Source organism: Nocardia glycosmidis, from assembly GCF_052545115.1.
The window spans coordinates 1-11,755 of sequence record NZ_JBQWRH010000033.1; the positions used below are offsets into that span (position 1 = coordinate 1).

11 protein-coding genes are annotated in these 11,755 nt (G+C 68.5%); 10 read left to right on the forward strand and 1 reads right to left on the reverse strand.

Annotated elements, in window-relative coordinates; all coding sequences use genetic code 11:
- The first annotated feature begins 367 nt into the window (after window positions 1-367).
- The 6 genes from ACT86A_RS26695 to ACT86A_RS26720 all read left to right on the forward strand — a co-directional run bounded on the left by ACT86A_RS26695 (window position 368) and on the right by ACT86A_RS26720 (window position 7,406).
- Window positions 368-1,213, forward strand: a complete 846-nt coding sequence (locus tag ACT86A_RS26695) for a DMT family transporter (protein ID WP_445094984.1) — start codon at window positions 368-370, stop codon at window positions 1,211-1,213.
- A 79-nt stretch (window positions 1,214-1,292) separates the two neighbouring features.
- Window positions 1,293-2,729, forward strand: coding sequence for a GuaB1 family IMP dehydrogenase-related protein (locus ACT86A_RS26700; RefSeq protein WP_445094985.1), 1,437 nt, complete (start codon window positions 1,293-1,295; stop codon window positions 2,727-2,729).
- 256 nt (window positions 2,730-2,985) lie between these two features.
- Complete coding sequence (locus tag ACT86A_RS26705) at window positions 2,986-4,368, forward strand: hemolysin family protein (RefSeq protein ID WP_445095007.1); 1,383 nt, start codon at window positions 2,986-2,988, stop codon at window positions 4,366-4,368.
- Window positions 4,361-5,425 (forward strand): hemolysin family protein, encoded by a 1,065-nt coding sequence (locus tag ACT86A_RS26710; protein WP_445094986.1) that lies wholly within the window; start codon window positions 4,361-4,363, stop codon window positions 5,423-5,425. Before ACT86A_RS26705 ends, ACT86A_RS26710 begins: the two co-directional genes overlap by 8 nt.
- Window positions 5,426-5,453: 28 nt before the next feature.
- Window positions 5,454-6,407: a 3-methyladenine DNA glycosylase gene (locus tag ACT86A_RS26715; protein WP_445094987.1), complete on the forward strand. Its 954-nt coding sequence runs from the start codon at window positions 5,454-5,456 to the stop codon at window positions 6,405-6,407.
- A gap of 111 nt (window positions 6,408-6,518) precedes the next feature.
- Window positions 6,519-7,406, forward strand: a complete 888-nt coding sequence (locus ACT86A_RS26720) for a hypothetical protein (protein WP_445094988.1) — start codon at window positions 6,519-6,521, stop codon at window positions 7,404-7,406.
- 82 nt (window positions 7,407-7,488) lie between these two features.
- Here the strand turns inward: ACT86A_RS26720 and ACT86A_RS26725 are convergent, their stop codons facing one another.
- Window positions 7,489-9,669 (reverse strand): malate synthase G, encoded by a 2,181-nt coding sequence (locus ACT86A_RS26725; protein WP_445094989.1) that lies wholly within the window; start codon window positions 9,667-9,669, stop codon window positions 7,489-7,491.
- Window positions 9,670-10,008: 339 nt separating this feature from the next.
- Here ACT86A_RS26725 and ACT86A_RS26730 point away from each other — a divergent pair, with 339 nt between their 5' ends.
- From ACT86A_RS26730 to ACT86A_RS26745, 4 genes are all read left to right on the forward strand, one after another.
- Complete coding sequence (locus tag ACT86A_RS26730; RefSeq protein WP_445094990.1) at window positions 10,009-10,545, forward strand: DM13 domain-containing protein; 537 nt, start codon at window positions 10,009-10,011, stop codon at window positions 10,543-10,545.
- Window positions 10,546-10,669: 124 nt separating this feature from the next.
- Window positions 10,670-10,801 (forward strand): hypothetical protein, encoded by a 132-nt coding sequence (locus ACT86A_RS26735; protein WP_445094991.1) that lies wholly within the window; start codon window positions 10,670-10,672, stop codon window positions 10,799-10,801.
- 65 nt (window positions 10,802-10,866) lie between these two features.
- Window positions 10,867-11,412: an HNH endonuclease gene (locus ACT86A_RS26740; RefSeq protein ID WP_445094992.1), complete on the forward strand. Its 546-nt coding sequence runs from the start codon at window positions 10,867-10,869 to the stop codon at window positions 11,410-11,412.
- A 22-nt stretch (window positions 11,413-11,434) separates the two neighbouring features.
- Window positions 11,435-11,707 carry a WhiB family transcriptional regulator gene (locus ACT86A_RS26745; protein ID WP_445095008.1) on the forward strand — a complete coding sequence of 91 codons (273 nt, stop codon included), beginning with the start codon at window positions 11,435-11,437 and terminating at the stop codon, window positions 11,705-11,707.
- The last annotated feature ends 48 nt before the right edge of the window (window positions 11,708-11,755 follow it).

Here is an 11,755-nt window from a genome sequence, read left to right on the forward strand (position 1 = left end):
CCGGGTCGACCCGCGCCACGGACATGCCGAGGCCCGCACGGCGGAAGCCAGGGCGGCGCGCAGAGCTGCCCGCGGCGAGTGGTCGCGGCGCGAATGAAACGACACCGTCCGGGGGTCGCGCTGGAGCGGGCCGGGGCAACGGGTCGGTGGCAGCTCGCCGCGGCGGTGCGAAAGCCGCCGGCGCATCCGCGACGGGCAATGGCGCGGCACGCGCCACCGAGGCCGGCCCCGTCCGGAGCTCCGACGCGAGCGGGACCGCTCGCCGCGCCGCGCGTCCTGCCCCCAGCGACACGGCAGGGCGGACACGGCGACGCGCCGTGCGATCTCAGCAACCGCCGCGTGGCATCCGCGGAGCACACTGAGCCGTGTGACGACGCATCCGGCCGCAGCCGTCCTCTGTGCCCTGCTCGCCGCGCTGCTGTTCGCGGTCGCCGCGGTCGCGCAGCAGCGGGCGGCGGCCGCGGTGCCGGAGGGGGAATCCCTGGTCCGCTCGTTGCTGCGCAATCCGCGCTGGTGGGCGGGCATCGTGGGAGACGCGGGCGGATATGCCATGCAGGTCGCCGCGCTCGCGCTGGGCGCGGTGCTGCTGGTGCAGCCGATTCTGGTGAGCGCACTGGTGTTCGCGCTGCCGCTGTCGGCGCGACTCAATGCCCGCCGCGTCACACCCCGCACCTGGGCGACGGCGCTGGCGCTGACCGCCGCGCTGGCGTGCTTCCTGCTCGTCGGCAATCCGACCGCGGGCGATTCCGATGCGCCGGTGCGGGATTGGCTACTGCCGCTGCTCGGCCTGCTCGGCTTGATCGTCGCCGCGGCAGTGCGCGGCGTCGCCGCGCCGGACCCAGCGCGGCGTGCGCTGCTCCTCGGCGCGGCGAGCGGTTCGCTGTACGGTCTGGCCGCCGCGCTCACCTCCTATGTCACCGATCTGTTCGAGCACGGGCTCGGCGCGGTACTGGGCGGCTGGCAGAGCTGGGCGCTCATCGCGGCGGGCGGCACCGGCGTCTATCTCCAGCAACGCGCCTTCCGGGCCGGGCCGTTGGCCGCGTCGTTACCCGCCGTGACAATCGCCGAGCCGCTGGTCGCCGCCTTCCTCGGGATCGCCGTGCTGGACGAAAGAATGCGCACGAACAGCATCGGCCTGGTGGTCACCGCGATCGCGGTAATCGTCATGTGCGCCACCACGATCACGCTGTCCCGCTCGCAGGCGGAAGCCTGAGCCGTCCCGGCGCGCACGCCGCTGCATCCGGCATCCAACGACGGCCCGCGCCGGTCAACTCCCGATTATGATCGGTCAAGTGCGCTTTCTCCCCGGTCATCAGCCGCCGTACGACCTGACTTACGACGACATCTTCCTCGTCCCGAACCGGACGGATGTCGCGTCACGCTTCGACGTCGATCTCTCGACGGCCGACGGGTCCGGCACCACCATCCCGATCGTCGTCGCGAATATGACCGCTGTCGCGGGACGCAGAATGGCCGAGACGGTGGCGCGGCGCGGCGGGCTCGTCGTGCTGCCGCAGGATCTGCCGATCACCGCGGCCGCCGACACCATCACGTTTGTCAAGAGCCGCTCGCTCACCGTCGATACTCCGGTCACCCTCGCCCCCGACCGCTCGGTCTCCGAAGCGGTCGCGCTGATGCACAAGCGTGCGCACGGCGCCGTCGTCGTGGTCGACGGAGAGCGTCCGGTCGGCGTGGTCACCGAGGCGGCCTGCGCCGATGTCGACCGCTTCGCCCGGTTGCGCGACGTCGCGATCACTGATTTCGTGCGGGCACCGGCCAGCACCACCCCGCGCGAGCTGTTCGACCTGCTGCACGTCGAGCACGCCGACTTCGCCGTGCTCACCGCCGCGGACGGCACCCTGACCGGCGTGCTGACCCGCACCGGGGCGCTGCGCGCGGGCATCTACCAGCCCGCCGTCGACACCGCGGGCAAGCTGCGCGTCGCGGCCGCGATCGGCATCAACGGCGACGTGGCCGCCAAAGCCAAATCCCTCGTCGACGCCGGCGCCGATCTGCTCGTCATCGACACCGCGCACGGCCACCAGGCCAAAATGCTCGAAACCCTGGCCGCGGTGCGCGATCTCGGTCTCGGCGTCCCGCTGGCGGCGGGCAACGTGGTCTCCGCCCAGGGCACCCGGGACCTGGCGGAGGCCGGCGCGGACATCGTCAAGGTCGGTGTCGGCCCCGGCGCCATGTGCACCACCCGGATGATGACCGGCGTCGGCCGACCTCAGTTCTCCGCGGTGGCCGAGTGCGCCGCTGCTGCCGAGGAACTCGGCGTGCACGTCTGGGCCGACGGCGGCGTCCGTCATCCCCGCGATGTCGCGCTCGCCCTGGCCGCGGGCGCGTCGAACGTGATGATCGGCTCCTGGTTCGCCGGCACCTACGAGTCTCCGGGCGATCTGCGCGTCGACCGCGACGGCAATGCGTACAAGGAGAGCTTCGGCATGGCGTCCAAGCGGGCCGTCGCCGCGCGCACCGCCTCCGACAGCGAATTCGACCGAGCACGTAAGGCATTGTTCGAAGAGGGCATCTCCAGCTCCCGGATGCGGCTGGATCCGGAGCGGCCCGGCGTCGAGGACCTCATCGACCACATCTGCTCCGGCGTCCGCAGCGCCTGCACCTACGCCGGCGCGCGCACGCTCGCCGAGTTCCACGACCGAGCCGTGCTGGGCGTGCAGTCGGCGGCCGGATTCGCCGAAGGACGCCCGCTGCCCAGCGGGTGGTGAGCACCGACACGCGCCGGAGCGGACCGGCCCGCGCAACCCGATGCGTGGGCCGGTAGCATAGTGGTTGCCGGATACCGGCACCACGACTTCGCGAAAGGATCCAGTTGTCACCCGCGTCCAAGGGCGCCGCAAAGGAGGGCTCCTCTATCGAGCCGGGTGACAAACCCGGCGTCCTCCATCCAGCAGTAGTCCCGCACCGCACCGTAGTCCTACACCGCACCGGTCACTTCCCGGCACCGATCAGGTGGTGCTGACGATGCCCGTCGTGTTCACCGTACTCAGTCTGATCGGCTTCATCGCTCTCACGGTCGGCACCGCCCTGTTCGTCGCCGCCGAGTTCTCCCTCACCGCGCTGGAACGCAGCACCGTCGAGGCACACGCCCGCACCGGTGACGTCCGCGCCCGGATGGTCCGCAAGGCGCACCGCACGCTGTCGTTCCAGCTGTCCGGCGCCCAGCTCGGCATCACCATCACCACGCTGATCACCGGTTATATCGCCGAGCCGGTGCTGGCGAAGCTACTGAAGCCGCTGTTCACCGGCATCGGACTGAGCGACGCCGCCGGACACGGCATCGCCCTCACGCTCGCCCTGGTGCTGGCCACTTCGCTGTCGATGATCTACGGCGAGCTGGTACCCAAGAACATCGCCATCGCCGAGCCACTGGCCACCGCCCGCGTCACGGCTGGTCCGATGGTTACGTTCTCGGTGGTGTTCAAGTGGATGATCCACTTCCTCAACGGTTCCGCCAACTGGGTGGTCCGCAGGCTCGGCGTGGAACCCGCCGAGGAGTTGCGCTCGGCTCGCTCGCCGCAAGAACTCGGCTCTCTGGTACGCACCTCGGCCCTGCGCGGGGCCCTCGATCAGCGCACCGCCCAGGTGATGGATCGCTCGCTGCAGTTCGGTGAACGCAGCGCCGAGGAATTGATGACGCCACGGGTGACGATCGAATCGCTGGACAAGGACGACACCATCGCTGATCTCATCGCCGCAGCCGGGCGCACCGGCTACTCCCGGTTCCCGGTGATCGACGGCGACCTCGACAACACCCTCGGCTTCGTCCACGTCAAGCAGGCATTCACGCATCCGGCCGGCCGGCGCCGGACGCACCCGTTGCACATGCTCGCCCGCCCGGTCCCGATCGTGCCCGCGAGCCTGGACGGCGACGAGGTGCTCGAACGGGTCCGCGCCGACGGCATGCAGGTCGCCCTCGTCGTGGACGAATACGGCGGAACCGCGGGCCTGGTCACCATGGAGGACATCATCGAGGAGATCCTCGGCGACGTCCGCGACGAGCACGACGAGCAGGAGCGCGACGTGCGGCGGGTCTCGGACGGCTGGGACTGTTCGGGCCTGCTGCGCATCGACGAAGTCTCCCGGGCAACCGGATACGACGCCCCGGAGGGCGAGTACGAGACCCTTGGCGGCCTGGTCCTGACCAAGCTGGGCCGCATCCCGATGGCCGGTGACGAGATCACGCTGCCGAATCCCCGCTCGCAGCAGTGGTCCACGACCGACGATCGGCACGCGGGTGGCTGGATCGCCCGGGTGGAAAGGATGGACGGGCGGCGCATCGACCGGGTGCGCCTGATCCCGGTCGCCGCCGGCACCCTTGCCACCTGGGAGCACAGCCATGGGTGACGTCTTCGGCGTGCTGCTCACGATTGTGCTGCTCGGCGGCAACGCTTTTTTCGTCGCCGCCGAGTTCGCCCTCATCTCCGCCCGGCGCGACCGGCTGGAAGCGCTGGCCGCGCAGGGCAAACGCAACGCGAACACCGTGATCCGGGCGGGCGAGAATCTCTCGATGATGCTCGCTGCCGCCCAGCTGGGCATCACCATCTGCTCGATCCTGCTCGGACGCGTCGGCGAACCCGCCGTCGCGCATCTGCTGGAGGGCCCGTTCGCGCTGATCGGCCTGCCCGAGCAGCTGCTGCACCCGGTTGCGTTCGCCATCGCGCTGACCATCGTGGTCATCCTGCACATCCTGTTCGGCGAGATGATTCCGAAGAACATCGCGCTGGCCGGTCCGGAACGCAGTGCGTTGCTGCTGGTTCCGGTGCACCTGGTGTGGCTGCGACTGGCCCGGCCGCTCATCGCCCTCTACAACCTGGCCGCGAACCTGTCGTTGCGACTGCTGCGGATCGAACCGAAGGACGAGCTCGAGGCCACCGTGTCGATGGTCGAGCTGGCCGAGATGATCGGCGAGTCGCGCTCGGAGGGCCTGCTCGACGAGGAGGAGCACCGGCGCCTCACCCAGGCGCTCGGCACGAGCGAGCGGGTGGTCGCCGACGTGATGGTGTCGCTCGAGTCGGCACGGTCGGTTCCCCTGCGCGGCAACGGGACGACGCTCGGCGATATCGAATCCGCGGTCGCGGAAACCGGGTTCTCCCGATACCCGGTGCGGGCGAACGATGGATCGCTGGTCGGCTATCTGCACGTCAAGGACGTCCTCGACAAGGTCGCCGACGAAAGCGCCGGTCCCGCGACGCCGATCCCGCGCACCGATATCCGCCCGTTGCCGACCGTCAGCATGGGCACCACGCTCTACGAAGCGCTGGCCCGACTGCGCCGTACCAACAGCCACCTCGGCCGGGTGGTGGACGAGCGCGGCAACACCACCGGCATCGTCGCCTTGGAGGACTTGGTGGAAGAGTTCGTCGGCACCGTCCGAGATGTCACGCACCGGGTGATCGAATGACGGCCTCGGCATCGCGTTGCGGCGGCGGATGCTCCCGAGTGCCGGCGTGACCATTCGGGTATTACCCGCTTCGCGATGGCGGGCGGTGGCCGCGGCGCACCGGGCCCGGCTCGATGATCTGGTGGGCCCGTATCTCGAACGCCGGGCACAAGGCTCGTCGCATCCGGTGATCGACTTCTCGTTCACCTACTACGGTCACAAACCCGCCCAGCTGCGCCGCTGGCACCCCGGATACGGCGTCGCGCTCGCCGACGCGGCCGAGTACGACGGCGCCCGCGGGTATCATCACGTCACAATGGACGGTCAGGCGATCGGTTCGAGCGATACCGCACCCGGCAATGTCTTGACCGCCGACCCCGGCTATCTGGCCAAGCGCTACGACACCCTCGCGTTCATCACGAATCTGCTGCGCGCCAGCGCATCCAGACCCAGGCAGCTGTCCTGTTTCGGCCTGCACGAGTGGGCGATGGTGTATCGCACCGACGACATCCGCCACCAGCAGCTGCCGTTGCGGCTCGGTCGGACGGGCACCGATGCTGTGGTCGAGTCGATGTCCTTGCGCTGCACGCATTTCGACGCCTACCGTTTCTTCACCCCAGAAGCCGTCGGCCGCAATGCCGAACCGCTGACGCGCGCCGACCAGCTCCGCCGGGAACAGCCCGGCTGCCTGCACGCGAACATGGACTTGTACAAGTGGGGCTTCAAGCTGGTCCCACTGATCTCCTCGGAGCTGCTGCTGGACTGCTTCGAGATGGCTTGCGCGGCCCGCGAACTCGACATGCGCGCCAGCCCCTACGACCTGTCCCGGTACGGCTATGAGCCGGTCCGCATCGAAACCCCCGCGGGCCGCGCGGAGTACGTCCGCGCACAGTCCACGCTGGCCGATCGAGCAGCTGAGTTACGCCGGACCTTCCTCGGCGTCTGCGACGAACTGCTGGCCTCGGACGCAGCCGCGCGAATCGGTTCCGGTCACCGGGACTGACAGTGCGGTAGATACCGATCCGTCCGGTGGATCGAGCGCCGCCGGACATCGCCGTTCGATGGTGACCCACGCCACCCGCACCTGTCAGTGGCCTTCGGTACCGTGCACGGCATGCCCTCGTCGGTCCACGAAGTTCTCATCGAATTGATCCGGCGCAGACCAACTTTGGTCGCCTATCTTCTGACCTCCACCCTCGGACTAGCACTTCCCGAGTTCGATCACGCACGGGTCGACTCCGGCGACTTACCGGATATCGAGCCGACCGAGTATCGCGCCGATCTGGTCGTCACCCTCACCGCCGCCACCCTCCCGGTACTCGGGATCGTCGTCGAGGTGCAACTCCAGCGCGACGAGGACAAAACCTGGAGCTGGCCGGTCTACCTGACCACCCTTCGTGCCCGCCTGCGATGCCTGGTACTGCTGGTCGTGGTCTGTCCCAACGAACGCGCAGCCGGGCATTGCCGCCGTCCGATCACCGTCGCTCCCGGATTCACCCTTTCGCCGATGGTGCTCAGCCCGGCCAACGTGCCGGTGGTCAGCGATACCGACACCGCACTCGAGCGCCCCGATCTGGCCGCCCTGTCCGCCATCGCTCATCGCACCGCCCCCGACCGCGACTCGATTCTCACCGCCCTCGCCGCGACGGCACACCACACCGCCGATGGCAAAAGGTACATTGACCTGGTATTGGCTGCACTGCCGAAGGCAGCGGCCCGGCACTTCCTGGAGATGCTGATGAAAACCGACACGTCCCCGTACTACAGCGAATTCTTCAATCAGCTGCACGCCGACGGCGTGGCCGAAGGCGAAGCCAAAGGTGAAGCGAAAGGTGAAGCCAAAGCGTTGCTGGCCATGCTCCGCGCCCGCGGATTCGACGTCCCCGCAGTACTGGCCGCCGAGATCGCCGCGTGCACCGACACCGATCGCCTCACCGACTGGGTCACCCGAGCCGCCACGGCGAGCAGCCTGGACGAGACCTTCGGCGACCTGGCGCAGTGACCGAACGTCGTTGACGACAGCGTCGTGATCGCACCGGAAGCGCGAATCCCCCGGCCGCCGGGGGATTCGCAACAGGGCGACCCTAGACGCGGGCCAGGGCCTTCGCCTCGCGCCGCCGCCGGTGCAGGATCGGCTCGGTGTATCCGTTGGGCTGCTTGGTGCCCGCCAGGATCAGTTCCTTCGCCGCCTGGAAGGCGATGCTGCCCGCGAAGTCCGACGCCATGGCCCGGTAGTTCGGATCACCGGCGTTCTGCCGGTCCACGACGGGTGCCATCCGCTCCAAGCTGGCCACCACGTCGTCGGCGGTGACGACGCCGTGGCGCAGCCAGTTCGCCATCAGCTGGCTGGAAATACGCAGGGTCGCACGGTCTTCCATGAGCGCGACATCCTTGATGTCGGGCACCTTGGAGCAGCCGACGCCCTGGTCGATCCAGCGCACCACGTAGCCGAGGATCGACTGCGAGTTGTTATCCAACTCTTGGCGCTTTTCCTCGTCGGTCCAGTTCGGCGTGGCGGCCAGCGGGATCTCCAGGATCTGGTCGACGGTGGCGCGGCGGCCGCCCTTGGCGATCTGCTGCTGCCGCTTGAACACGTCGACCAAGTGGTAATGCGTCGCGTGCAAGGTGGCCGCGGTCGGCGAAGGCACCCAAGCGGTGGTAGCGCCTGCACGCGGGTGGCCGATCTTCTGCGCGAGCATGTCGGCCATCAGGTCCGGCATGGCCCACATACCCTTGCCGATCTGCGCCTTACCGGCCAGACCCGCGGCCAGGCCGGTGTCGACGTTCCAGTCCTCGTAGGACAGGATCCACTGCTCGGACTTCATGTCGGCCTTGCGGACCATCGGCCCGGCCGCCATGGACGTATGGATCTCGTCGCCGGTGCGGTCGAGGAAGCCGGTGTTGATGAACACGACACGCTCGGCGGCCGCCTGGATACACGCCCGCAGATTCACCGTGGTGCGGCGTTCCTCATCCATGATGCCGACTTTGAGGGTGTTGCGCTCCAGGCCGAGGACGTCCTCGATCCGGCCGAACAGGTCGTCGGTGAACGCGACCTCGTCGGGGCCGTGCATCTTCGGCTTCACGATGTAGACCGAGCCGGTGCGGCTGTTCTTCAGCTTCGCGTCGGCGCCCAGGCTGTGCTTGGCGATCAGCGAGGTGAGCAACCCGTCCATGATGCCCTCGGGGACCTCGTTGCCCTCGGCGTCGAGGATCGCGTCGGAGGTCATCAGGTGACCGACATTGCGCACGAACAGCAGCGAGCGCCCGGGCAGCACCAGCTCACCGCCGGCGGGCGCGGTGTACACCCGGTCGGGATTCATGACACGGGTGAAGGTCTTCTCGCCCTTGGTGACCTTCTCGGCGAGATCACCCTTCATCAGGCCGAGCCAGTTGTGGTAGCCGAGCACCTTGTCCTCGGCGTCGACGGCGGCGACCGAGTCCTCGAAGTCCATGATGGTGGTGACCGCGGACTCCAGCACGATGTCTTTGACACCCGCGGTGTCGGTGCCGCCGATCGGCGACCGGGGGTCGATCTGGATCTCGATGTGCAGGCCGTTGTGCTTGAGCAGCACCGAACTCGGCGACTCCGGATCACCCAGGTAGCCGACCAGTTGCGAAGCGTCGGCCAGACCGATGCTGGTGCCGTCCTCCAGGCCGACCTCCAGCTCCCCGTCGACGATCGTGTAGGACGTCGAGCCGATATGCGAACCGGTGATCAGCGTGACCGAGTCGTCGAGGAAGTTGCGCGCCCACTCGATGACCTTGTCGCCGCGCACCCTGTTGTAGCCGGCGCCCTTCTCCGCGCCGTTGGCCTCGGAGATGGCGTCGGTGCCGTAAAGCGCATCGTAGAGCGAGCCCCAGCGGGCATTCGCGGCGTTGATCGCGAAGCGGGCGTTCATGACCGGCACCACCAGCTGCGGGCCCGCGGTGACGGCGATCTCGTCATCGACGTTCTGGGTGGTGACCTGGAAATCGGCGGGCTCGGGCCGCAGATAGCCGATCTCGGTCAGGAAGTTCTTGTAGGCGGCCCGGTCGTAGTCGGCGCCGGGATGCTCGGCATGCCAGGCGTCGACCTTGCCCTGGATCTCGTCGCGTTCGGCGAGCAGGGCGAGGTTGCGCGGAGCGAGATCGTTGATGACCTGTTCGGCGCCGGCCCAGAACGCGGCGGAATCGACGCCGGTGCCGGGCAGCGCCTCGTTCTCGACGAACTCGTGTAGAACGCTGGCCACCTGGAGCCCGCCGACCTGAATCCGCTCTGTCATCTATTGCCTCACTTCCGAGAAAGCCAAGTGGGAAACACTGCCAGGTTACCCGCGGGTAGTAGTGCCACCGCGTGGCGGGGTTATCCAGCTCCTGCGCCCCATCCATGTGCGCCACGCCGTGGTGAACGGGTCCGTCGCCCGGCGGGTCTTGCGGCCGTCGGCGGTCGGCCGCGCAGCCCACTGATCCTATCGTGTGGCCGGTTCGAGGTACGGCTCGGAATGTTCAGCGATCGCGGCGACCGATTTTCGTCCCGGAGCCTCTGCTCATCATCCGGTGCCGGCACGGACTTCCGGGCAGAATGAATCCGCAGGTCACGCAACGCCGTCCGAGGAGATGCCATGGTGTCCGCACGCAGGATCGCTCGTTCGCCGATCACCTGGATCGTCGCTGTGCTGGTGGTAGCCGGGCTCGGCGCGGGCCTTGCGTTGTTCCAGCCGTGGCGGTTGTTCACCGATACCACTGTCCAGGAGGCGGCGCCGTCGGTCTCCCCTGGTCCAGAACCCGGCACAGAGGTACCGCAGCCCCGCGCGATCGCCCGCGGCACGTTCGTCTCGCATGAGCACGCGACGGCGGGCACGGTCGTGGTCTTGCAGTTGCCGGACGGCGCCCGTGTGCTGCGTCTGGAAGACCTCGATACTTCCGACGGCCCGGACCTGCACGTCTGGCTCACCGACGCGCCGGTGCGCGAGGGCCGCGACGGGTGGTTCGTCTTCGACGACGGCGTGCACACCGACCTGGGCAAGCTCAGAGGCAACCGAGGCAACCAGAACTACCCCCTTCCGGCCGACACCGACCTCGCCCGGTTGACCAGCGTCGCCATCTGGTGCGACCGATTCGACGTCTCCTTCGGCGCTGCCGAACTGCGCCCGGTCTGACCTGGCGGCACCGCCCGGACCGCGAAAAATCACCCGACAACAGCAGGTGCGCTGTGCCACCATGTGTTTCGACGATGACCACCGCATCGAGGGTGGTCGCCGAGCAGCGAGAGGAGGAGCGGCAGTGATTCCGGAGACGACCAAGCGAACAAATGTCGAGCAGACGCGGTTTTCGACCGTGGGCGACGCGTTCGGCGAGCCGATGAGTGCGCGGCACAGCGAACCGGACAACAGCCGCCTCCAGGCCGTCGGCTGACACCGCATTCCTCTCTCTTGTGAGCTCTTCTTCTTCGCTCGATTCCACGAAACATGGTGATTCCCATGACGTTGCGCCGTGCCGCCGACCCGGCGGTGGTGACCGCCGACAACTGGATACACACCGGAGTTCTCGTCCTGAACGCCTCCTACGAGGCGCTCGACGAGATCAAGGCCGACCGCGCCGTGGTGCTGCTCGCCGCGGGAGCCGCGGAGTCGATCGCCGACCACCAGCCACACTTTCCGATTCGGTCGCGGCGCGTGGAACTCGCTCTGCCGCAGACGATTCGGTTGCTGCGGTACGTGCACCTGACGCACACCGTGCTGGTCGGCGACGAAAGCAAGGCCACCTTGGCGGGTGTGCTTCGCCGCGACAACCAGCGATGCGGCTACTGCGCGGGCCGGGCCCGCACGGTGGATCACATCCGGCCCCGGTCGCGCGGCGGTCCGAACACCTGGAGCAACCTGGTGGCCTGCTGTGCTCCGTGCAATACCGCCAAGGCCGACCGCACCCCGCAGGAGGCGGGCATGCGCCTGCTCTGGGAACCGAAAGCACCCACCCACCGGGTCCGGCAGCAGCGGCGGATCTGGAAGCAGCTCGCCGCCACCTGACCCGAGGAAGGAGAGGATCGTGATGATCCGCACCGACACTACCGCCGGCACGGAATCGACCCTGGCCGACCTGCTCCCGCTCTCGGATGCCCGGGGATGGCACCGGGCGGCCTGCCGTGGCGACCCGAACCACGAGGCCTGGTTTCCGTACCCCTCGCAGGACTTCGACTACGCGCGAGAAGTCTGCGCGAGCTGCCCGATCCGCGACGCGTGCGGTGAATTCGCTGCGCGCACCGGACAATCCGGCGTCTGGGGTGGCCACGAGTTCGACCGCGGGCGGGTGATTCGGCCCTGAGCAGCCGTCACACCGGCCCGGCGCGGCGGTGGCGGAACGCGGCATCCA